Genomic DNA, 21,813 nt, shown 5'->3' with positions numbered 1-21,813 from the left:
ATCAACTCGGCGTCAACAGAAGACCGGTGCCGTGGCCGGCACCGGATCTGAGCAACATCAAGCGGGGGATGTTTCCTTCACGTCATCGAGCAGGAAGTGCACGACGAGATAATCCGTCTTGTAATGGCGGCCGCTGTCCGACACGGAATCGACGCTGCCGCCGTCCTTCGGGTGCCAGGCGTGGTAATGGGGATTGGTGGTGATCAGCGTGATGGCCTTGCCATCTCTTTCGCCAAGCCGGAAGCGCATTTCGGCGAGCGGCCAGATCCGCTCGTAATCCTGCATGGTGATTCGCGCCTTCAGCGCCTTGCGCTGCAGCGGCGCTTCGCCGGCCTCGGCTGGTGTTTCCAACATCACCTCCTCAGCTCCGCTGATGATGGCGTTGAATTCTTCAGGCCACATGCGTTTCATGAAATCGCTCCTCCCGAGGCTTTTTCGTCAGTTCACAGATGGAACTTAGCGGTTTGTTCGAAAGAAGCAAATTCCTGTCATGCGGTTGTCATCGGTGCCGGCTGCTCCTACCATCCCGTCAAACCGCATCAGGGCCGCCGTCAGTCGCCCGCAATCCCGAGATCAGAGATGAAGACACGTGAAGAAAGGCAGGCGCTCCGGGCGAGCATGCCGCGCACCCCGCTCAGCGCCCACCACATGGAAAATGCCCGTCTGCTGCCGGATCGCGGCGAGCTGCTCTATCGGATTCCGAACGGCGGCATCGGCGTCGAGGTGGGAGCAGCCTTCGGCGAATATACGGCGGAGATCCTGGAAAAGAACCGCCCGGCGCAACTCTACCTCATCGATCCCTGGTCGATGGATCGCTACAGCTCCGGGCTCGACTCGATCCACACGAATTTCGCGGCCGAGATCGAGGCCGGCCGGCTGCACCTGATGCAAGGGACCTCACTCGAAAAGCTTGCCGAATTCGAGGACGATTTCCTCGACTGGGCCTATATCGATACCGATCATTCCTTCGAGCTCACCTGGCAGGAACTGCTGCTCTGCGAAAAGAAAGTGAAGCGGACGGGGCGCATTGCCGGGCATGATTTCTGCACCGGCAATACGGTCAAGCCGATCGTCTACGGCGTCGTCGAGGCGGTCACCAAGTTCTGCAAGGATTACGGCTGGCAATTCGAGTTCCTGACGGTCGAATCGCACGCGCATTTTTCCTATTGCCTGAAGCGACTCTGATCAGCTCAAATTTTACCGGAATATTGCTCGTCGCTGACCTTTTCCATCCAGTCGACGTGGCTGCCGTCCAGCGCTTCATGGATGGCGATATGCGTCATCGCCGTATCCGGGGCAGCACCGTGCCAGTGTTTTTCGCCCGGCGCGAACCAGACGGTATCGCCGGCGCGGATCTCGCGGATGTCCCCACCCCAACTCTGGGCGAGGCCCTTGCCTGATGTCACGATCAGCGTCTGGCCGAGCGGGTGCGTATGCCAGGCCGTGCGGGCGCCGGGTTCGAAGGTGACGGAGACCGCCCTCGCCCGTGCCGGCGCCGGCGTTTCCATCAGCGGATCCTGGCGAACGGCGCCGGTGAAATAATCGGCCGGTGGCTTCGTCGAGGGGCGAGAGCCGGCGGGTTTGATCTCCATGATCTGTCCTTTTCCATCCATTGCGGTTGAAGCCTTATATCGCGACGTTATTTCATCGAGGCGACCAATCAAAGCCGGATCGACAATTGCCGCAAAGTCACCCGGCTGATAGTGCCATTGTCTTTCATCAGTGCGTCGCATCTTGCTTGAATCATCCGACGCGCTTTGGCTCTTTGTTTTTATGCATGTCGTTGTCCCCACACACTTCTGGGCGACATGCTGTAGGGAGGATTTTTCATGAAACACCATGCTTTTGGCCGCATGCCTTTCACCGTCACCAATGTCGGCTTCGGGGCCTGGCAGATCGGCGGCTCCTGGGGCGATATCAGCGAGGCGGACGGACGCGCGGCGTTGAATGCCGCGCTCGATGCCGGCATGACATTCATCGATACGGCCGATGTCTATGGCGACGGCCGCTCGGAAAAGATCATCGCCGACGTGCTGAAGACGCGTGGCGGTGAACGGCCGATGGTCGCCACCAAGGCCGGCCGCCGCCTCAACCCGCATGTCGCCGAAGGCTACACAAAGGCTAATCTCGAAGGCTTTATCGACCGCAGCCTGACGAATCTTGCCGTCGACAGCCTCGACCTCGTGCAGCTCCACTGCCCGCCGCGCGACGCGCTTTACCGGCCGGAGATCTTCGAGGGCCTGAACGCGCTGCAGAAGGCCGGCAAGATCAAGGGTTACGGCGTCAGCGTCGAAAAAGTCGAAGACGGGCTGAAGGCAATCGAATATCCCGGCGTCGTCAGCATCCAGATCATCTACAACATCTTCCGCCAGCGCCCCGACCATCTGTTCTTCCAGGAAGCACGCCGCAGGAATGTGGCGATCATCGCCCGTGTGCCGCTCGCAAGCGGTCTTCTCTCCGGCAAGATCACCCGGGACACACATTTTGCCAGCGACGACCACCGCAATTTCAACCGCAACGGCGAAGCCTTCGATGTCGGCGAGACCTTTGCCGGCGTTCCCTTCGAGGTCGGCCTGCAGGCGGTGGAAGAGGTGCGCAAGCTGGTGCCCGAGGGCGCGACCATGGCTGCCTTCGCGCTCCGCTGGATCCTGATGAGCGACGCCGTCACCGTCGTCATCCCCGGCGCCCGCAATGCCGAGCAGGCCAAGGCCAACGCGGCCGCCGCCGACCTTGCGCCGCTTTCGGCCGATGTCATGGCCGCAACGCGCGAGATCTACGAGCGGCTGATCGCGCCGCATGTGCATCAGCGCTGGTAGGAATCCAATACTCCGAAACGAAAAAATGGCCGGGTTTTACCCGGCCATTTTCATGTGGTGGAACCGTCAGAAGCTCAGTTCGTGCCGACCAGGTCGACCGGGAAGAACAGGGTCTCGCCGGAGGAGTCGCTGACGCCGTCATTGTCGGTGACCGCGTAGGGCTTGCCCGATGCGTCGAAGGTGAAGCCTTCGAGCTTGTCCAACACATAGCCGTTGGTGGCAGACTTCAGCTCGCCGAGGAAGTCGTGGGCTTCGGTCTTCTTGACGACCGGCAGCTCACCGCCGAGCTTGGCGGGCTTCAGCTCTGATATCGCGACCTTGTAGAGCTTCTTCAGCCTGGCGGCATCGCCGACGAGGTTGTCGCGCTCGATGATGTAGACGCTGTCGCCCTCGGCCGAAATTTCCGACAGACCGACCCAGCCGCTTTCCGTCTTGTCGAGCGGATAGCGAACGGCACCCCATTCCTTCTTCTTCGGATTGTAGGAGACGAGCTTGACGAAGCCCTTCTCGTCGTCGCTCCACTCGCGCTGGACCGCCATCCAAAGCGTGGTGTCGTCGCCGGTGCCGACAATGGCCACGCCTTCGAAGCCGTAGCGGATTTCGTTGGCGACGAGCTCCTTCGGCAGCGCGATCTCGGCCTTGATGTCGCCCTTGGCATTGACGTTGTAGAGGGCGTGCGGGACGAGACGCTCGCTGTAGCCTTCCGAGGCGAGCCAGAAGGAGCCATCGGCGGCAGCCGCGATGCCTTCGATGTCGAGCTTCTGAGCCGGGGCACCGTCACGCTTGACGACGAGGGCGTCGGTGATGACGGCCGGCTTCTTGCTGGCGTCGATCGTGTAGATCGTCGGCTGCGAGCCCAGAACGCTGTCGCTGACGGCGTAGAGCATGCCTGGCTTGCCCGGAACGGCGGCGAGACCCGAAAGGGCAGCAAAGCCGATCGGATTGCCATCCTTCTCGGCGGAGACGATCTGCGGATAGGCCTTCTCGCCTTCCGAACGCTCGTAGATCATCACATGCGAGCGCGTGCCGCCGTCCTTGCCGAGATCGAGCTCGTTGGCGGTCGCAAGAAGATTGCGGGCGGGAATGGCGATCGCGCCTTCCGGCGAAATGCCTGATGGCAGCAGCTGGACGAGTTCGGGATCGGCGCCGGTATCCTTATAGACGCCGACGACCGAGGCACGTTCGGCGAGCAGGAAGAAATACTTGTCGTCGCCGAACTTGGCGGCTTCGAGGCCTTCCGGCTCGACGCCCTTCGATCCCGAACGGCTTTCCGGATAGTGGCCGATATGGGCGACGGCGCGTTCGAAGGATGCGCCCGATTCGTAGAGAAGCTTGCCCGTCCTGTCGAAAATGGTGAAGCCGCGCGAGCCGCCCTGGTAGTCGCCTTCATTGGCGACGACGAGGCGGTTGTCGTCAAGCCACTTCACGGCATCGGGCTCGCGCGGCACGCCCTTGGCTTCGCCCGAGAATTTCAGGGCGCCGTCACGCTTGGTGTCGATGCCGGTGAGATCGACGCTGCCGGCGGAGAAATGCGTCTTCACTTCAGCCGTGTTGGCGTCGATGATGACGATCTCGTTGTTTTCCTGCAGCGTCAGGGCAATCTCGTTCAGGCTGTTGAAGGCGACGAATTCCGGCTCCGGATCTTCAGGGGCGACGCCGGTAAGCCCGGCCAGCGTCACGTGCTTGATGGTGCCGCAATCGACGGTGCCGTTCTTGACCTGGAAGACGACGAGATCGCCGGCCGGCATCTGCGGGATCTTGCCGTCATTGATGTCTTCGTCGCGTTCATTTTCGATTGCGATGGTGCCTAGCGTCTTGTCCTTGTTGAGGGCGATCGAATCCGGCTGACCACCGAGATCGCAGGTGTTTTCGATCTTCTTGGTCGCCACGTCGACGATCGCGAGACGGCCCGAGGGCTTGGCCTTGCTTTCGGAGGTGTTGACGGCAACCAGTGCCTTGCCGGCGCTCCAGGTGACCGATGTCGGCTCGCCGTCCATCATCAGCGCGCCGCCGGCCTTCGGGGCCTTGGCATCGGTAATGTCGATAAAGCCGATCGCGCCGAGCGGGCTGTCGCTATAGATCAGCGTGTTGCCGTCTTCGGTCGCGGTGATGATCTCGGCGGAGCTCACCGAAAGCTTGTCCTTATCAACAGGCAGGTTCTCTGCGACCGGGAAGGAAGCGATGCGGTTGAAAACCGGCTCGGCCGCGGCCGGAAAGGCGACGGATGCGAGAAGCACGGCAGCGAGCGCTGCCTTGCGCGATGAAATTGTCATGAAATCCCCCATGTGTCGAACATTCGAAACATGAGTTTTCTGCGCGAGCGGCATGACAGAGGCATGACAGATGCGGCATTTTGCGTCAGATCATGTCAGGCTCTGGTTTGCGCTCCCGGCGCATCTCGTTTCGCATGATGAACAGCGAAGCAGACAAGATGAGAGCCGCTCCCAGCCAGAGATAACCCGCCGGCGCATAACCGAAGAACAGCCAACCGGCCAGCACGTTCAACGGCAGCTTCAGATCGTCGAACGGCTGGACATAGGCGGCATCCGCTGCGGCATAGGCTAGCGTCAGGAAATACTGCGCTACCGCGGTCAGCAGCCCCGCCAGCAGGAACAGGGCAAGGGTTGCGCCCGTCGGCACTGCAAAGCCTGCCGCAAGCGCCAGCCCGCCATTTATCGGCGTCAGCAGAACGAGCAGCCAGACGGTGATCGTCTCTGGCCGTTCGATGCCTGTCAGGCTCTTGGTGATCAGCGACGAGGCGCCCCACAGCAGCGCCGAAAGCACAGGCAAGAGAGCCGCCCAGCCAAAACCATCAGACCATGGCTGCAGAATGATCATCGCTCCGGTGAAACCCGCTGCCGTCGCGGCCCAGCGGGCCGGGCCCACGCGCTCCCCGAGGAAAAGCCGGGCGCCCAGAATGATGAAGAAGGGCGAGGTCATCACCAGTGCGATCGCCTGCCAGATCGGCACCGTGGCAAGGCCGGCGACCCAGGCCTCGACGCCGAGCGCGGCAAGCGCGACGCGCGCGAGGTGACGCCAAGGATAGTGCGTGCGCATCGCCGCAAGGCCGAGCCTCTTCAGGAACGGCAGCGAAAACAGGAAGGCGAAGCCATATTGCCAGAAGGCTGCGGACGCCGAGGGAAAGGCAAGCTTCATCGTCAGCCATTGGGTGACGACGTTGAGAAGCGAAAAGGCAATGCCGGCAAGGACCATCCAGATGGCACCGACAACGGCGCGGGACGGCTCGACGGCAACAGAAGTCTGATTCATGTCTTTCATCCAAAACAGGGACCAACATAAATCAGGACGCATGAGCCACGACCAAGCGACACAGGGCAACCCTGCCCTCCGCGTGGCCGACACTCATTCTCTTCCATCCGGACTTTAACCGTCGGCTCCGGAATCACACCGGATCTGCTGACCCCTCCTCCGCATGGGCGCGAAAGAAGGCGCTCGCGGGCTCAGGCCGAAACCCTTACCGCCGGTGGGGAGTTTCACCCCGCCCTGAGAACAGAACTGTCGTAGATCAAAGCCCCCGCGACGGCAAGATCCGCCCAAACAAAAGGGGTCCGGCAAAGCCGAACCCCTCTCAAATCCTACACAACCGGTCTCGTTTCCGGCTGGCGGATAATCTCAGATCAGCCGTTGACGGCGTCCTTCAGGCCCTTGCCGGGCGTGAATTTCGGCACGTTGCGAGCCGGAATGTCGACTTCAGCGCCCGTCGACGGGTTACGGCCCTTCGATGCGGCACGATGAGAAACGGTGAAGCTGCCGAAACCCGCGAGGCGAATGTCGCCCTTGTTCTTGAGTTCAGCCTGGACAACGTCGAAAACCGCGTCAACAGCGGAAGCCGCGTCAGACTTCGTCAGTCCTGCCTTTTCGGCTACTGCGGACACGAGTTCATTCTTGTTCATGTTTCCACCCCTTTCTAAATGGTATGAAACGACTCAAAAGTAAGCTAGGCGCAGAATAGGTTTCATCAGGCCCGCCGAAAACCCAAAAGCCCTGCAAATCAAGGAAAAGCAAGCGTCTACATGACGTTTTCACAAAAAAGGCTGGCGTTTCCGCCAGCCTTTTTCCGTGTTTTGGGCCAATTGGGCATAAATGTGGCAAAGGCCACTCAATGCGCTATGGTTGCGCCTGTCTCATCGAGGCCTTCGACCGATGTGATGACCGGCGTTTCCACCGTGCCATCCCATTCGATTGGCTCCGGCCGCCGGATCAGCGCGTGCTTGATCACCTCGCCCATGCGGGATACCGGGATGATCTCCATGTTGTTCTTCACGTTGTCAGGAATCTCCGCCAGGTCCTTGGCGTTTTCCTCCGGAATCAGCACCTTCTTGATGCCGCCGCGAAGCGCTGCGAGCAGCTTTTCCTTGAGACCGCCGATCGGCAGCACACGGCCACGAAGCGTGATTTCACCGGTCATGGCCACATGCCTGTCCACGGGGATGCCGGTCATGATCGAGACGATCGCGGTTGCCATGGCGACACCAGCCGAGGGACCATCCTTCGGGGTTGCGCCTTCCGGCACGTGCACGTGGATGTCGCTCTTGTCGAAGCGCGGCGGCTCGATGCCGAAATCGACAGCGCGCGAGCGGACATAGGAGGCCGCTGCCGAGATCGATTCCTTCATGACTTCCTTCAGATTGCCGGTGACCGTCATGCGGCCCTTGCCCGGCATCATCACACCTTCGATGGTCAGCAGCTCGCCGCCGACTTCCGTCCAGGCAAGACCGGTCACGACGCCAACCTGATCCTCGCCCTCTGCTTCGCCATGGCGGAAGCGCGGGACGCCCAGATAGTCGGAGATGTTGGCAGCCGTCACGTGAACGGCCTTCGTCTTGCCCTTGATGATCTCGGTGACCGCCTTGCGGGCGAGTTTCATCAGCTCGCGCTCGAAGTTGCGGACGCCGGCTTCGCGGGTGTAATGCTGGCTGATCGACATCAGGGCGTCGTCACTGACCGAGAATTCTTCCGGCTGCAACGCATGTTCCTTGATGGCCTTCGGCAACAGGTGCCGCTTGGCGATTTCGCGCTTTTCATCCTCTGTGTAGCCGGCGATACGGATGATCTCCATGCGGTCCATCAGAGGCGCTGGAATGTTCAGCGTATTCGCCGTCGTGATGAACATCACATCCGACAGGTCGTATTCGACTTCCAGATAGTGATCCATGAAGGTCATGTTCTGCGCCGGATCGAGCACTTCGAGCAGAGCCGAAGACGGATCGCCGCGATAGTCCTGGCCGAGCTTGTCGATTTCGTCGAGCAAGAATAGCGGGTTGGACTTCTTAGCCTTCTTCATCGACTGGATGACCTTGCCGGGCATAGAGCCGATATAGGTGCGGCGGTGACCGCGGATTTCGGCTTCGTCACGAACGCCGCCAAGCGCCATACGCACATACTCACGGCCGGTCGCCTTGGCGATCGACTGGGCGAGCGAGGTCTTGCCGACGCCCGGAGGGCCGACGAGGCAGAGGATCGGGCCCTTGATTTTGGTGGCGCGGGCCTGCACGGCCAGATATTCGACGATGCGCTCCTTGACCTTGTCGAGACCGAAGTGATCGGCTTCGAGGATCTTCTCGGCATTGTTGAGATCGGCCTTGATCTTCGACTTCTTGCCCCAGGGAATGCCGAGCAGCCAGTCCAGATAATTGCGCACCACGGTGGCTTCCGCCGACATCGGGCTCATCTGGCGCAGCTTCTTCAGCTCCGCATCGGCCTTTTCACGGGCTTCCTTGGACAGCTTGGTCTTGGAGATGCGCTCTTCCAGTTCGCTCATCTCGTCGCGGCCTTCTTCGCCGTCTCCGAGTTCCTTCTGGATCGCCTTCATCTGTTCATTGAGGTAGTATTCGCGCTGGGTCTTTTCCATCTGGCGCTTGACGCGCGAACGGATGCGCTTTTCGACCTGCAGGACCGAGATCTCGCCTTCCATGAAGCCGAGAGCCTTTTCGAGGCGCTGCTTGACGCTGGTGGTCTCCAGCATCTCCTGCTTCTCGGTGATCTTGATCGACAGATGCGAGGCAACCGTATCGGCGAGCTTGGAATAGTCGTCGATCTGGCTGGCGGCGCCGACCACTTCGGGCGAAATCTTCTTGTTGAGCTTCACATAGCTCTCGAATTCGGAGACGACCGAACGCGACAGGGCTTCCAGTTCGACCGGATCGTCGTGCGGCTCCTCGAGCACATGGCCGAGCGCCTCATAGAAATCCTCGCGGCTGGTATAGGTGTCGATCTCGGCGCGGGCGCGGCCTTCCACCAGAACCTTCACGGTGCCGTCGGGCAGCTTCAAGAGCTGCAGCACGTTCGCCACGGTGCCGACATTGTGGATCGCGGAAGGATCCGGATCGTCGTCGCTAGCATTGATCTGCGTTACCAGCATGATCTGCTTGTCGGAACCCATGACCTCTTCGAGCGCACGGATCGACTTTTCCCGTCCGACGAACAGCGGCACGATCATATGCGGGAAAACCACGATGTCGCGCAGGGGCAGAACAGGGTAGGCGGTGCTGCTCGCTACAGACGTTTTCTTCGTCATTTTATGTCCTTTCCATCGTCCCGTTGCCGGGCTCTCTGCACGGCCGCTTGGGACCGGCCGGCAATCTCACTTGTTGCTACAAGTGGAGGTTCTGACTACGCTTTTCAAGCCACGCTAACGCCCGCGTCCCTCGGATGTGACAGCTTTATTACAACGGAACGCCAACACTATGAAGCGCGTGGCTGGACCGGCGCTTACCACTTCCGACCCGGCTAAAATGCAAACGCCAGCAAGAGGCTTACGGATCATTGCATCATTGCCAAGCACGACCCCTTCCGCAACATCGGCAAAGGCAATTTCGGTTCCCACCGGCAAATACTAACAGCGCTTCGCATGGTTTTTCAAATAGAAAGGGGCCTGCCAATGGCAAGCCCCCAAAATAATCACACGAAAGCCCAAGCTCACGCCGAAGCGTTGGCCTTTTCTTCCTGGCGATCGGCATAGATGTAAAGCGGACGGGCCGAACCGCGCACCACTTCCTCGGAGATGACGACCTCGCGCACGCCTTCCAGCGTCGGCAGTTCGAACATCGTGTCGAGCAGGATCTTCTCCATGATCGAGCGAAGGCCGCGGGCGCCGGTCTTGCGCACGATCGCCTTGCGGGCGATTTCGCGAAGAGCGTCCTCGTGGAAGTTCAGTTCCACGTCTTCCATCTCGAACAGGCGCTGATACTGCTTGATCAGCGCATTCTTCGGCTCGGACAGGATCTGGATCAGCGCGTCCTCATCGAGGTCCTCGAGCGTCGCCAGAACCGGCAGACGGCCGATGAACTCAGGGATGAGGCCGAACTTGACCAGATCTTCAGGCTCCAGTTCGCGCAGGACCTCGCCGACGCGGCGGTCATCCTGCGACTTGACCGAGGCGCCGAAGCCGATCGAGGTCTTCTCGCCACGGGCAGAGATGATCTTGTCGAGGCCGGCAAAAGCGCCGCCGCAGATGAACAGGATGTTCGTCGTGTCGACCTGCAGGAATTCCTGCTGCGGGTGCTTGCGTCCGCCCTGCGGCGGAACGGAAGCGACCGTACCTTCCATGATCTTCAGCAGCGCCTGCTGCACGCCCTCGCCCGAGACGTCACGGGTGATCGACGGGTTGTCGGACTTGCGCGAAATCTTGTCGACTTCGTCGATGTAGACGATGCCGCGTTGCGCACGCTCGACGTTGTAGTCGGCCGACTGCAGCAGCTTCAGGATGATGTTTTCGACATCCTCGCCGACATAACCGGCCTCGGTCAGCGTCGTCGCGTCGGCCATGGTGAAGGGAACGTCGATGATGCGGGCGAGCGTCTGAGCAAGATAGGTCTTGCCGCAGCCGGTCGGGCCGACGAGCATGATGTTCGACTTCGCCAGCTCGACTTCGCCGTTCTTGGAGGCGTGCGCCAGGCGCTTGTAATGGTTGTGAACGGCAACCGACAGGATCTTCTTCGCCTGCCGCTGGCCGATGACGTATTCGTCGAGGACCTTGATGATGTCCTGGGGCGTCGGAACGCCGTCGCGGGACTTGACCATCGAGGACTTGTTCTCCTCGCGGATGATGTCCATGCACAATTCGACGCATTCATCGCAGATGAAGACGGTCGGTCCGGCAATCAGTTTCCGGACTTCGTGCTGGCTCTTTCCGCAGAACGAACAATAAAGAGTGTTCTTGGAGTCGCCGCCGTTGCTGCCGCTGACCTTGCTCATATCACTTTCCTTCCAGCACGCCGCATTTCAAGGCGAAATCGCGGTCCACTCTATCAGCTCCTGGCGGCACTCCGTTTCCGGAGCCTTTGCCGAGAAGGGCTTCAGGGGCTACGAACCGGGCCCAACCAATCATGTCCTGGTCCCGGCGGCAACGAACTCCCCTTCGAATGCCGAATGCTATGTCATAAAAATTCAACATAGCATTAATAGCTACTATTAGCGTCTTCGTCGCCGTATGAAAGCCCTTGTTCAATCACAAATGGGATAGAACTGTGGCGAGGAAAACACCATCCCTATTAATTACTAGGCCTGTTCGCCTTCCATTTCGAGGCGCGACGTCAGAACCTTGTCGATCACGCCCCAGCTCTGGGCTTCGTCCGCATCCATGAAATGGTCACGATCGAGCGTCTTTTCAACTTCCTCGTAGGTGCGGCCGGTGTGCTTGACGTAGACCTCGTTCAGGCGGCGCTTCATCTTGAGGATGTCGCGGGCATGACGCTCGATGTCTGACGCCTGGCCCTGGAAGCCGCCCGATGGCTGATGCACCATGATGCGGGAGTTCGGCGTGGCGAAGCGCATGTCCTTGTGGCCGGCCGCCAGCAGCAGCGAGCCCATGGACGCGGCCTGGCCGATGCAGAGCGTCGAAACCGCGGGCTTGATGAACTGCATCGTATCGTAGATCGCCATACCGGCGGTGACGACGCCACCGGGCGAATTGATGTAGAGGGCGATCTCCTTCTTCGGGTTTTCGGCCTCGAGGAAAAGCAGCTGGGCGCAGACGAGCGTCGCCATATGGTCCTCGACGGTACCCGTCAGGAAGATGATGCGTTCCTTCAACAGGCGGGAATAGATGTCGTAGGAGCGTTCACCGCGGTTGGTCTGTTCCACGACCATCGGAACGAGGGCCATTGCGGTATCGACTGGGTTTCTCATGTGCGTCCTTTGTCAACGTCTCGCCGGCCGACGCCGGGAATCAAAGAAAAAATATCTTACCCTTACATAGAGTGTCCCGGCCCTCCTCTTCAAGACACGCATGCGGATAACGTTAAGAAGGCGGGGCAAGGCGGCTAAGCTCCTACTTTTCATGCATGTCGTTATCCCGGAACCGCGGCACACTTCCGGGCGACATGCATTGAACTTCGGCTCCTGGTAGCCTCTTTCCCCCAAACGCCTGTTAACGGCGAGCCCTTGGTACGGTCTCCCCCGGCTTTTCTCCATGACAGGATGAAGGAAGGCTTACTCCATTCGACTGTGCTTATACACGTTTACCCGACGGAAAGCCTACCGGCAGATATCGGCCTAAAACCATGCCGCAGCGCAGCAGCATTAAGGAAGTGGCGAGCTTCCTCGGCAAGGATGCGAACTGACAGACAAGGGGTTGCTGCCGTGTTCAATATTGCTACAGGTCTCGCCATCTGGTGTTCCGAGGCCATGACGCTCGCTTTGGTGCTGTTCGTCGCCTGGCGCCACAACGTCAGGAATGAGGCCTATCTCTATTGGGGCCTGGGCTTCCTCCTGACCGGCATCGGCTTTGCGATGGTCGCGCTGCGCGGCGAAATCCCCAGCGTGCTTTCCATAGAGGCGGGCAATGCCATCGCCCTGCTCGGCCAGAGCGCCTGGGTGGCGGGTTTTCTGGCGCTCGACCGCAAGCGGATCGAATGGTGGGCACTGCTGCCGCCGGCAATCTGGCTCGCCGGGGTCTTCCTGCCCTGGGTCAACAGCGATTATTCAAACCGGGTGGTGCTCTACAACCTTGCTTCGGCGACGGGTGCAACGGCACTCGCGATGGCGGTCGCCGCCGGCGACATGCGCCGTGAGCGTACCCGCATCAAGCTGATGGGCGTGTTCGTCATCCAGGGCTGCCTGTGCTTCGGCTCGGCAGTGACGATGGCGCTGACGCTGCCGAGCGATATCGAGGCGACCAATCTCGGCGGCGCCTCCGCCATGGCCAGCGCCTTCCTGCTGACCATCGCCTTCGCGTTCACCTGCCGGCTGATCATGGAGCGTTCCGAACGGCACCTGCGTGCCCTCACCCTGACCGATTCGCTGACCGGCGTGCTCAACCGCCGCGGCCTGCTCGGCTATTTCGACGGCATCCAGGAAAGAGCTCATAACGAGCAGCGCCAGGTCGCGGTGATTCTCTTCGATCTCGACCATTTCAAGCGCGTCAACGACCGTTTCGGCCACCAGTCCGGCGATGCCGTGCTGACCGCCTTTGCGCGCATGGCCCGCCAGTATATTCCAAACAACATCTTCGGCCGCATGGGCGGTGAGGAATTCGCCGCCTTCGCCGCAGTCGCGGACCAGACGGAAGCCGAGGCGATCGCCGAAGCGATCCGCACCGAATTCTGCCGTCTTCCCGTCAGCACCGGCGAAGCGATCGTTCCGGTCACGGTCAGCATCGGCATCGCGCTCGCCTCCTCGATCGAAGCCAATATCGACAAGCTGATCTCGGCCGCCGACCGGGCGCTCTATGCGGCGAAGGCCGCCGGTCGCAACTGCACGGTCACCTTCGGCGAAGCGGAGGCCGCAACCCCTGCACCGGCCACGCCGAGCTGCACTGCCGGCGAACTTGTGCCGACGGTCGACGACCAGGTCGAGGCGCTACGACGCATGGGCACGCTGTCACGGGCCGGGTAGTCCGGGATCCCTCGCGCCTCACATCTTTCCGAGGTCCGGCAAATCCGATAAGGCTCGGCGCATGATGATCCCATCCTTTCTCTCGATCGACCGCGCCAACCGTCATGTCTCGCTTGATAGCCGCAACCCGGCTTTCTACGGCGACCCGAACGCCGTCTATGCCGCACTTCACGCCCACTGCCCGACCTTCTACTGGAGCGAGCAAAAACAGTGGTTCTTCACCGGTTACGACCATGTGAACGGACTGCTGCGCGACCGGCGCTTCGGCCGGCAGATCCTGCATATCGCCAGCCGCGAGGAGCTCGGGCTTGCCGAGCCGACGCCGCATCTTGCCAGTTTTGATCTTTCGGAACGTTATTCCCTGCTCGAACTCGAACCGCCGGAGCACACGCGGCTGCGCACGCTCGTCAACCGCGCCTTCGTTTCCCGCCATGTCGAGAAGATGAAGCCGGAGCTTGCCGAACTCGCCAACCGGTTGATCGACGGCTTCGCGGAGAAGCGTGAGCTCGAGCTGCTCTCGGCCTTTGCCGACATCATCCCGGTGACGATGATCGCCCGGATGATCGGCATCCCCGAGGAGATGGGACCGCAATTGCTTACCTGGTCGCACGCCTATGTCCGCATGTACATGTTCGGCCGTACGCGCGGGCAGGAGGAAGAGGCCGAACGGGCATCGAAGGAATTTTCCGACTACGTGAAGACGGTGATCGCCGAACGCCGCGCCGAACCGCGCGACGACCTGCTGACCCACATGATCCACACCGAGCACAAGGGCCAGTATCTGACCGAGGAGGAGCTCGTGTCGACGACGATCGTGCTGCTCAATGCGGGACATGAGGCGACCGTGCACCAGATCGGCAACTCCGTGCGCACCATTCTCGACAGCGGCGGCGATCCGGCGGAACTTTTCCGGGACGAGGCCACGACAGAGCGCACCGTCGAGGAAACCCTGCGCATCTGCGCGCCTGTTCATATCTTCCAGCGCTGGGCCCTGGAGCCGGCCGAAATCGACGGCATCTCCTTCAAGCGCGGCGACAAGGTCAGCCTCATCCTCGCCGCCGCCAATCTCGACCCGGCAAAATTCACCGATCCCCTCACCTTCAAGCCCGACCGCAACGAGGCGGCAAACCTCTCCTTCGGCGCCGGCATCCATTTCTGCATCGGCGCGCCGCTGGCGCGGCTGGAACTCAACGTCGTGCTGCCGATCCTGTTCGAACGGCTGGCCGGTCTGAGGCTGGCAAAGACACCTGTGGTCAAGGATGTCTACCATTTCCACGGGCTGGACCGGCTGGATCTGCAATGGTGATCCATTCCTCCCCCGGGGTCGCAGATCAGCCGTAGCGGCCGGTGATGTAGTCTTCCGTGCGCTTGACCTTCGGCGACTGGAAGATCTCGGCGGTCGGGCCGTATTCCACCAGTTCGCCCAGATACATGAAGGCGGTATTGTCGGAAATGCGGCTTGCCTGCTGCATGTTGTGGGTGACGATGACGATAGTGAACTCCGTCTTCAGCCGGGCGACCAGCTCTTCCACCTTGGCAGTCGAGATCGGGTCGAGGGCGGAGGTCGGCTCGTCGAGGAGAAGCACCTCGGGGCGAAGCGCCACGGCACGCGCGATACAGAGGCGCTGCTGCTGGCCGCCGGAAAGGCCGAGGCCACTGCCCTTCAATTTGTCCTTGACCTCTTCCCAGAGCGCTGCCGAGCGCAGCACCTGCTCGACGCGGACGTCCATCTCGGCCTTGGAGATGCGCTCGTGGTGGCGGATACCGTAGGCGATATTGTCGTAGATCGACATCGGAAAGGGCACCGGCTTCTGGAAGACCATGCCGACGCGGGCGCGCAGTTCGTTCATCGAATAGCCAGGGTCGAGGATGTTCTGGCCGTCGAGCGTGACGGAGCCGGTGGCGCGCATCTTCGGGTAGAGCATGTAGATGCGGTTGAGGATGCGCAGCAGCGTGGACTTGCCGCAGCCGGACGGGCCGATGAGAGCGGAGACCTGACGCTCGGGAAAGCTCAGGGTGACGTCGCGGATCGCGTGGGTTTCGCCGTAATAGAAGTTGACGCCGGTCAGCGCCATCTTGTCGACTCTTGTGGCCAGGTGGGCGGGACGAGGTTCGAAGGCTTTGTTCTCAAGCATCATTTCGTATTCCTGCGGTTGAGGATGGCGCGGGAGCCGACGCTGAGGAGAAGCACGATCGCCGTCATGACAAAGGCACCTGCCCAGGCAAGATTCTGCCATTGCTCATAGGGGCTCATAGCGAACTGGAAGATGACGACGGGAATATTCGCCATCGGCTGCGACATGTCCAAGCTCCAATACTGGTTGTTCAGAGCCGTAAAAAGGAGCGGCGCGGTTTCGCCCGAAATGCGGGCGATCGCAAGGAGGATACCGGTCAGGATACCTGTGGAGGCAGCGCGGTAGAGTATGTTGACCGTTACCTTCCAGCGCGGGATGCCGAGCGAAAGTGCTGCCTCACGCATGACATCAGGAACCAGCCGCAGCATCTCGTCGGTCGTGCGCACCACGACCGGCAGGAAGATGAAGGCGAGCGCGATGCCGCCGGCAAAGCCGGAGAAGCGTGACGTCGGGCGGACGACCAGTTCATAGACAAACAAGCCGATGATGATCGACGGCGCCGAAAGCAGGATATCGTTGACGAAGCGGATTGCCTCGCCAATCTTCTTGCCGCGGCTGAACTCCGACAGGAAGGTGCCGGCCAGCACGCCGATCGGCGTACCGATGATAACAGCGAGAGCGACCATCATCAGGCTGCCCATGAAGGCGTTGGCGAGACCGCCGCCATCTTCGCCGGGCGGCGGCGTCATTTCCGTGACGAGACTGGGGCTGAGCGCGGACAAGCCGTGTATCAGCGTCGTCCAGAGGATCCAAACCAGAAAGACCAGGCCGACCACGGTGGCGATGCCGCAGAGCGACAGTGCGATCATGCTGCCGATCTGGCGACGACGGTATAGGGAACCCGAATGAGTGGTCATGATTACTCTCCCCTCTGTCTTGCCATGCGCACCAGCATGAGCTTGGCGGCCGCCAGAACGATGAAGGTGACAACGAAGAGGATGAGACCGAGCGCCGAGAGCGACGACCTGTAGAGGTCATCCGAAGCTTCGGCAAATTCGTTAGCGAGCGTCGCAGCGATCGACGTGCCGGGCTCCATCAGCGACACCGCGATGTTATGGGTGTTGCCGAGTACGAAGGTGACCGCCATGGTCTCTCCGAGCGCGCGGCCGAGACCAAGGAAGATGCCGCCGACGACCGCGGTGCGGGTGTGCGGGATGACGATGTCGCGCACCACTTCCCACTTGGTCGAACCAAGCGCATAGGCCGATTCCTTCAACTGCGCTGGGACGACCAGGAAGACGTCGCGCGTGACCGAGGAGACGAAGGGGATGATCATGATTGCCAGCACGATGCCCGACGTCAGCATGCCGATGCCGAGCGGGGCGCCAGTGAACAATGCGCCGATTACCGGGATCGGGCCTAGCCAGTCGATCAGCACCGGCTGGACGTAGTCCGACATGAAGGGGGCAAAGGTGAAGAGACCCCACATGCCGTAAATGATGCTGGGGATACCGGCGAGAAGCTCGATGGCACCGCCGATCGGGCCGCGAATGGAGCGCGGCGCAACTTCGGTAATGAAAACGGCGATACCGAGGCTCACGGGAACGCCGATGATCATGGCGAGCGCCGAGGTGACCAGCGTGCCGTAAATCGGTACCAGGCCCGAGAACCGCTGGGCAACCGGATCCCATTCCATGCCGGTCAGGAAGCCAAAGCCGAAGGTCCGGAACGCGAGAAACCCGTCCCAGACCATGGAGAACGCCGCTGTGAAGAGTGCGACAAGAACAAACAGGCCGCAGCCGAAAACTATCCAGTAAAAAATACGATCGCCTGCGGCGCCGTCGCGGCGCTTCACGCCCGCGGTTGTGGCGGGCAGCGATGCCATTGCTTCGCTCATATCCGTACGCTCTGATGCTTTGAGGGGTGTCAAAGACATTCGGGGCGGAAAGCCTCGCTTCCCGCCCCGACCGCAGTTTCGTCAGGATCAGCCCTTGAACGAGGCCGTCCAGTAATCCTCGATCTGCTTCACGAGAGTTTCCGGAAGCGGAACGTAATCGAGGGCAGAGGCTTCCTTCTGGCCGTTTTCGAGCGCCCACTTGAAGAAGGCGAAGGCAGCCTTGGAGCGCGCCGCATCCTTCGGCTCCTTGTACATGATCGCCCAGGTCGTGGCGGTCACCGGCCAGGCTTTTTCGCCCGGAGCATTGGTCATGATCAGGTAGAAGTCCTGAGCCTTGGTCCATTCGGCGCTGGCGGCAGCAGCCGAGAAGCTTTCCGCATTCGGCTTCGGATACTGGCCTGCGGCGTTCTGGATCAGAACGTAGGGCAGTTTGTTCTGCAGGGCGTAGGCGTATTCGACGTAGCCGATCGAATCCTTGACGCGGGTGACGTAAGCGGCGACGCCTTCATTGCCCTTGCCGCCGATACCAACCGGCCAGTTGACGGCGGTCCCTTCGCCGACCTTGCTCTTCCAGTCTTCGTTGACCTTGGAGAAGTAGTTGGTCCAGTTGAAGGAGGTGCCCGAACCGTCCGAACGGTGGACGACGGCGATCTGGCTGTCGGGCAGTTTCAGGCTGGGATTCAGATCGGCGATGGCCTTGTCGTTCCACTTGGTGACATTGCCGAGGTAGATGTCGGCGAGAACCTTGCCCGTGAGCTTCAGTTCGCCCGACTTGATACCCTTGACGTTGATGACGGGCACGATGCCGCCGACGACGAGCGGGAACTGACCAAAGCCGCCAGTCGTCAAGTCTTCCGGCTTCATGGGAGCGTCGGAAGCGCCGAAGTCAACCGTTGCAGCCTTGATCTGGGCGATGCCGCCGCCCGAACCGATCGACTGGTAGTTCAGCTTGTCGCCGGTCTGCTTGTTGTAGTCCGCAGACCATTTGGAGAGGACGGGATAAACGAAGGTGGAGCCGGCGCCGGTGATATCGGCGGCGGACGCCGAAACCGCCAGAGCGGCAACCAGGCCGGCGCCGAGGCAGGCCGAAAGAAGTTTCTTGGTGAGCATATGAAGCGCTTCCCTAATGGATTTGAAAAACAACGAGACCAGCGCCATGGAGGGGGTGTCCATTGTCTGGGGCGCTGAAACGCTCGTCACAGCAGGCGGGCTAGGCGCGTTTTATTACAGTTTGATGACGGAATTTGACGGTTGCAACCGAACGTGAGGCCGTGCCTCAAATGCTGCAGTTGCGGCCTTTTCGTTGAATCGCGGACTTAACAAAGCCTTAGCAAAAACATTGGGATAGATTGACGCATGGCTGTGGTGGATTGCCGCAGCGACGCCTGGAAATGTCGTTTTCAGGATTTCGATATGCCGGGCCGCTCAGGCCCGATGCCGAATTCGTGGCCTTTACGAGATCACGCGGCCGACTCTTCTTGCAGCCTGCTGGATATGTCGCATGCCGACATGGGTTTTCCGAGCATATACCCTTGAAGCTGATCGCAGCCGGCGTCTCGCAAGATCGCCGCCTGACGGCTATTCTCAATACCTTCCGCGGTCACGGGAATCTGCAGAGCAGTCGCCAGGGAGATGGTTGCCCGAAGAATATCGGCGCCATTTGCGGTTTCATCGAGAGCGGACACCAGCGAGCGGTCGATCTTCATGCGATCAAACCCAAACTGCCGCAATGCACCGATGCTGGCGTAGCCGCAGCCAAAATCATCAAGAGCAAACTTTATGCCGACGCGCTTGAGCTGGTCTATCGACCGACGGGCCTGATCCGGATTTGTCATCAGAACGCCCTCAGTGATTTCCAGTGTCAGGCGGTTTGGATTGAAATCCAACTCCTGCAGGATCGTGATCACTTGGGCAGCAAATTCCGGATTGCAGAGCTGGATCGGCGAAACATTCACCGACAAAGTCAGACCGGGCCAGCTCTTGGCATGCCCGATCGACGTTCTCAGCATATGGACGCCAAGGGCATCGATGAGGCCGCATCTTTCAGCAAGAGGGATGAATATTTCCGGGCTGATGTTTCCCGTTGCAGTTTTCCAGCGCGCCAGTGCTTCAAGACCGGTGACAGCACCGGTCGAAGCAGAGACGAGAGGCTGGAAAACGGCTTCGATTGCGCCGCTGACGATGGCGTTTTTCAAGAGACCTTCCAGCTCGGCGACCCGTATGCGTTCCCGGTCCAGTTCGGGGTCGTATTCAATCGCCTGACCTTTGCCATTTGCCTTGGCACGATAGAGGGCCATGTCGGCTCTGCGAAGAAGCTCCAAAGGCGATATGTCTCCATCGCGCGCCGCAGCTCCGATGCTTGCGCCAACTTCGATCGTTCGCCCGTCAATTTTGAAGGGCTCGGCAAACAGCGCCAGAATCGCCTCTTCGATCTCTTCGCCTGCAGTGGATCCAACGTGCACCAGCGCGAATTCATCGCCTCCCAGCCGGGCCGCGGCCAGGACTTCGGGATGACTGGTCATCAGCGCGTTCGAGACGATCCGGATCAAATCATCCCCAACCGCATGTCCCCAAGCATCGTTGACCGCCTTGAAGCCGTCGAGGTCAACCAAGTAAAGCCGCGGCGATGAAGGATCCCGGCTCTCCAGATCCTCCAGCAGGCGGAGAAGCCCCTGTCTGTTCAACAAGCCACTCAAGCTGTCATGGCTCGCTTCGAAGCGAGCTGTTTGCGCCAGTTGGCGCAGGCGCCGCGCCTCGGATGCGCCAACCAACAGAACGCCGATCAAGAATAGTGAAAGGATGACGGTAGAAGCTGCAACATAGGGATAGACCTGATGAAACACGGCGCTTCCGGGGGCTTTGCTCGGCCAAACGAGATAGCCGATGACGGCTCCCTTCATGTCGGTGATCGGCGTGTTCAGGGATCCCGGCTTGGGGGTCGTCTCGAGGCTCAGCCCCTCGAGTTCATGTTCGTTGGAGAGAGTGTCGAGAACCTCCGACGTAAACTCCTTATAGAAACTCAGCACGCTGAACTTCGGAACCTCGGCGGCGGTCTCGAACGGCTGGATCGCCTGCGAGGCGATCAGCGCTATACCGCTTTCGGTCTTGATGAAATTGACCACCGGCGCCTTCGCCGGAGCGGCAGCAGCATTGATCTGCTGATAAAAAGCTTCCCCGAAAAACGTGCTCGGCTGGAAGGGCTTGCCTTTGGCATAGGCCGAGACGATCGAAGACCGGTCAGGGCCGGTCACGATCGCGCCGTCATAAAGCGCATAATCCTCGCTGGTTTTTCCCCAATTCTCATAGGCCCAATCCGCAGCGGCCGGAGATGAGACCGCACTATAGGCATCGTCCCATATGGCATTGTCCGTCGTTGTCCCGCTCAGGCGAGCCACAAAGGCTGCGACCGCCGCGCGGGCGGCGCGACTGGCCCTGGCATCGTCGATCTCGTTCACTGAGCGGGTCATGGTGACGACGACATGCGCCATCAGGCCAGTCAATACGAGGGCGACGACAAGGAAACAGACGGTTGTCGCAATGATGGAAGACGTTTGAGTCCGAACGTGCCTGGCTGCAAGATTCGACGACATGCAAATTCCGCAAAGATTAATTGCAAGGCCATGTCTGTGGGACGGCAGGAGACATCATGTCCGCAATGCGCTGCAGATAAGGTTTAGCATTTGCCGATGTAGGCCCGATTAATGGGTTTGGTTAAAAGCGTGCTATCCGGGAAAGAGGCGCCGCCATTCGCAGAAACGGGCCGTCATCGCCGCAAATCGGGACCGTCCGCCATCGTCAGCGTCGGTCTGCTGGCCCGCTCAAACCTTGATCACATAGTCCTTGCGAGTCGTTTCAACGACTTCCCACGTTCCCTTGAAGCCGGGTCTGAGGATCATCCGGTCGCCCGCCTTCAGATGAACCGGCTCACCGCTGTCCTCCGTCACGATCGAATGGCCGGACAGCAGGCTGAAATATTCCCACTCCTCGTAGACGATCCGCCACTTGCCCGGTGTCGCCTCCCAAATACCGGAATAGAGGCCGCCTTCGGCCTCCTCCAGATTCCAGGTACGGAAATGCGGATCGCCGGAGATAATCCGATCGGCTTCAGGGGCGCCGAACTCGGGTTCGACGCCGTCGATGCTGAAGGTGAGAAAGTTTGTCATGGTCA

At 60.5% G+C, this 21,813-nt stretch carries 18 protein-coding genes and 1 riboswitch; of the genes, 4 read left to right on the top strand and 14 right to left on the bottom strand.

Annotation, left to right across the window (positions count from 1 at the left end; all coding sequences use genetic code 11):
- Window positions 1-57: 57 nt before the first annotated feature.
- Complete coding sequence (locus tag ACM5SV_RS10835) at window positions 58-411, bottom strand: hypothetical protein (protein ID WP_017993619.1); 354 nt, start codon at window positions 409-411, stop codon at window positions 58-60.
- 168 nt (window positions 412-579) lie between these two features.
- Between ACM5SV_RS10835 and ACM5SV_RS10830 the strand changes: the two genes are divergently transcribed.
- Window positions 580-1,185 (top strand): class I SAM-dependent methyltransferase, encoded by a 606-nt coding sequence (locus tag ACM5SV_RS10830; RefSeq protein WP_011651366.1) that lies wholly within the window; start codon window positions 580-582, stop codon window positions 1,183-1,185.
- A 5-nt stretch (window positions 1,186-1,190) separates the two neighbouring features.
- Here ACM5SV_RS10830 and ACM5SV_RS10825 read toward each other — a convergent pair whose 3' ends face one another.
- Complete coding sequence (locus ACM5SV_RS10825; RefSeq protein WP_012756954.1) at window positions 1,191-1,592, bottom strand: cupin domain-containing protein; 402 nt, start codon at window positions 1,590-1,592, stop codon at window positions 1,191-1,193.
- A gap of 237 nt (window positions 1,593-1,829) precedes the next feature.
- On the opposite strand from ACM5SV_RS10825, the gene ACM5SV_RS10820 reads away from it, so the two are divergent.
- Window positions 1,830-2,816 carry an aldo/keto reductase gene (locus ACM5SV_RS10820; protein ID WP_017993617.1) on the top strand — a complete coding sequence of 329 codons (987 nt, stop codon included), beginning with the start codon at window positions 1,830-1,832 and terminating at the stop codon, window positions 2,814-2,816.
- A gap of 74 nt (window positions 2,817-2,890) precedes the next feature.
- On the opposite strand, the gene ACM5SV_RS10815 is transcribed toward ACM5SV_RS10820, so the two are convergent.
- From ACM5SV_RS10815 to clpP, 6 genes are all read right to left on the bottom strand, one after another.
- Window positions 2,891-5,101, bottom strand: coding sequence for an esterase-like activity of phytase family protein (locus tag ACM5SV_RS10815; protein WP_171815678.1), 2,211 nt, complete (start codon window positions 5,099-5,101; stop codon window positions 2,891-2,893).
- Window positions 5,102-5,174: 73 nt separating this feature from the next.
- A complete protein-coding gene (locus ACM5SV_RS10810; protein ID WP_113545965.1) occupies window positions 5,175-6,086 on the bottom strand; it encodes a DMT family transporter in 912 nt (303 codons plus the stop codon).
- Window positions 6,087-6,177: 91 nt separating this feature from the next.
- Window positions 6,178-6,332: riboswitch (FMN riboswitch) on the bottom strand.
- Window positions 6,333-6,454: 122 nt separating this feature from the next.
- Window positions 6,455-6,730 (bottom strand): DNA-binding protein HupB, encoded by a 276-nt coding sequence (gene hupB / locus ACM5SV_RS10805; protein ID WP_003547346.1) that lies wholly within the window; start codon window positions 6,728-6,730, stop codon window positions 6,455-6,457.
- 206 nt (window positions 6,731-6,936) lie between these two features.
- Window positions 6,937-9,354, bottom strand: coding sequence for an endopeptidase La (gene lon / locus ACM5SV_RS10800; RefSeq protein WP_012756950.1), 2,418 nt, complete (start codon window positions 9,352-9,354; stop codon window positions 6,937-6,939).
- 401 nt (window positions 9,355-9,755) lie between these two features.
- The gene (gene clpX, locus ACM5SV_RS10795; protein ID WP_003547337.1) at window positions 9,756-11,033 is read right to left on the bottom strand and encodes an ATP-dependent Clp protease ATP-binding subunit ClpX; all 1,278 of its coding nucleotides are present in this window, start codon (window positions 11,031-11,033) and stop codon (window positions 9,756-9,758) included.
- Window positions 11,034-11,336: 303 nt separating this feature from the next.
- Entirely contained in the window at window positions 11,337-11,966 is a 630-nt protein-coding gene (clpP, locus tag ACM5SV_RS10790; protein WP_012756949.1) for an ATP-dependent Clp endopeptidase proteolytic subunit ClpP, read from the bottom strand.
- Window positions 11,967-12,257: 291 nt separating this feature from the next.
- On the opposite strand from clpP, the gene ACM5SV_RS10785 reads away from it, so the two are divergent.
- Window positions 12,258-13,673 carry a GGDEF domain-containing protein gene (locus ACM5SV_RS10785; RefSeq protein WP_419425187.1) on the top strand — a complete coding sequence of 472 codons (1,416 nt, stop codon included), beginning with the start codon at window positions 12,258-12,260 and terminating at the stop codon, window positions 13,671-13,673.
- A gap of 61 nt (window positions 13,674-13,734) precedes the next feature.
- Entirely contained in the window at window positions 13,735-14,979 is a 1,245-nt protein-coding gene (locus ACM5SV_RS10780) for a cytochrome P450 (protein WP_222014280.1), read from the top strand.
- Window positions 14,980-15,004: 25 nt separating this feature from the next.
- Here the strand turns inward: ACM5SV_RS10780 and pstB are convergent, their stop codons facing one another.
- From pstB to ACM5SV_RS10750, 6 genes are all read right to left on the bottom strand, one after another.
- Window positions 15,005-15,811, bottom strand: coding sequence for a phosphate ABC transporter ATP-binding protein PstB (gene pstB, locus ACM5SV_RS10775; protein ID WP_206642399.1), 807 nt, complete (start codon window positions 15,809-15,811; stop codon window positions 15,005-15,007).
- Window positions 15,808-16,665 (bottom strand): phosphate ABC transporter permease PstA, encoded by an 858-nt coding sequence (gene pstA, locus ACM5SV_RS10770; protein ID WP_222014282.1) that lies wholly within the window; start codon window positions 16,663-16,665, stop codon window positions 15,808-15,810. Before pstA ends, pstB begins: the two co-directional genes overlap by 4 nt.
- Before the next feature lie 2 nt (window positions 16,666-16,667).
- The gene (pstC, locus tag ACM5SV_RS10765; protein ID WP_222014283.1) at window positions 16,668-17,645 is read right to left on the bottom strand and encodes a phosphate ABC transporter permease subunit PstC; all 978 of its coding nucleotides are present in this window, start codon (window positions 17,643-17,645) and stop codon (window positions 16,668-16,670) included.
- A gap of 87 nt (window positions 17,646-17,732) precedes the next feature.
- Complete coding sequence (pstS, locus tag ACM5SV_RS10760) at window positions 17,733-18,755, bottom strand: phosphate ABC transporter substrate-binding protein PstS (RefSeq protein ID WP_222014284.1); 1,023 nt, start codon at window positions 18,753-18,755, stop codon at window positions 17,733-17,735.
- 350 nt (window positions 18,756-19,105) lie between these two features.
- On the bottom strand, window positions 19,106-21,235 hold the full coding sequence (locus ACM5SV_RS10755) for an EAL domain-containing protein (RefSeq protein ID WP_222014285.1): 2,130 nt from the start codon (window positions 21,233-21,235) through the stop codon (window positions 19,106-19,108).
- Window positions 21,236-21,463: 228 nt separating this feature from the next.
- A complete protein-coding gene (locus ACM5SV_RS10750; RefSeq protein ID WP_026157316.1) occupies window positions 21,464-21,808 on the bottom strand; it encodes a cupin domain-containing protein in 345 nt (114 codons plus the stop codon).
- Between the last annotated feature and the right edge of the window lie 5 nt (window positions 21,809-21,813).

It is taken from the genome of Rhizobium sp. CRRU65 (assembly GCF_048551595.1).
Lineage (GTDB): Bacteria > Pseudomonadota > Alphaproteobacteria > Rhizobiales > Rhizobiaceae > Rhizobium > Rhizobium leguminosarum_J.
Note: the sequence above shows the minus strand (reverse complement) of the source record. Positions and strands in the feature narration are given on the sequence as shown.

Coding starts and splice junctions, on each gene's coding strand:
- ACM5SV_RS10835 (WP_017993619.1), bottom strand. CDS start 411: ATGAAACGCATGTGGCCTGAAGAATTCAACGCCATCATCAGCGGAGCT.
- ACM5SV_RS10830 (WP_011651366.1), top strand. CDS start 580: ATGAAGACACGTGAAGAAAGGCAGGCGCTCCGGGCGAGCATGCCGCGC.
- ACM5SV_RS10825 (WP_012756954.1), bottom strand. CDS start 1,592: ATGGAGATCAAACCCGCCGGCTCTCGCCCCTCGACGAAGCCACCGGCC.
- ACM5SV_RS10820 (WP_017993617.1), top strand. CDS start 1,830: ATGAAACACCATGCTTTTGGCCGCATGCCTTTCACCGTCACCAATGTC.
- ACM5SV_RS10815 (WP_171815678.1), bottom strand. CDS start 5,101: ATGGGGGATTTCATGACAATTTCATCGCGCAAGGCAGCGCTCGCTGCC.
- ACM5SV_RS10810 (WP_113545965.1), bottom strand. CDS start 6,086: ATGAATCAGACTTCTGTTGCCGTCGAGCCGTCCCGCGCCGTTGTCGGT.
- hupB (WP_003547346.1), bottom strand. CDS start 6,730: ATGAACAAGAATGAACTCGTGTCCGCAGTAGCCGAAAAGGCAGGACTG.
- lon (WP_012756950.1), bottom strand. CDS start 9,354: ATGACGAAGAAAACGTCTGTAGCGAGCAGCACCGCCTACCCTGTTCTG.
- clpX (WP_003547337.1), bottom strand. CDS start 11,033: ATGAGCAAGGTCAGCGGCAGCAACGGCGGCGACTCCAAGAACACTCTT.
- clpP (WP_012756949.1), bottom strand. CDS start 11,966: ATGAGAAACCCAGTCGATACCGCAATGGCCCTCGTTCCGATGGTCGTG.
- ACM5SV_RS10785 (WP_419425187.1), top strand. CDS start 12,258: ATGAAGGAAGGCTTACTCCATTCGACTGTGCTTATACACGTTTACCCG.
- ACM5SV_RS10780 (WP_222014280.1), top strand. CDS start 13,735: ATGATGATCCCATCCTTTCTCTCGATCGACCGCGCCAACCGTCATGTC.
- pstB (WP_206642399.1), bottom strand. CDS start 15,811: ATGATGCTTGAGAACAAAGCCTTCGAACCTCGTCCCGCCCACCTGGCC.
- pstA (WP_222014282.1), bottom strand. CDS start 16,665: ATGACCACTCATTCGGGTTCCCTATACCGTCGTCGCCAGATCGGCAGC.
- pstC (WP_222014283.1), bottom strand. CDS start 17,645: ATGAGCGAAGCAATGGCATCGCTGCCCGCCACAACCGCGGGCGTGAAG.
- pstS (WP_222014284.1), bottom strand. CDS start 18,755: ATGCTCACCAAGAAACTTCTTTCGGCCTGCCTCGGCGCCGGCCTGGTT.
- ACM5SV_RS10755 (WP_222014285.1), bottom strand. CDS start 21,235: ATGTCGTCGAATCTTGCAGCCAGGCACGTTCGGACTCAAACGTCTTCC.
- ACM5SV_RS10750 (WP_026157316.1), bottom strand. CDS start 21,808: ATGACAAACTTTCTCACCTTCAGCATCGACGGCGTCGAACCCGAGTTC.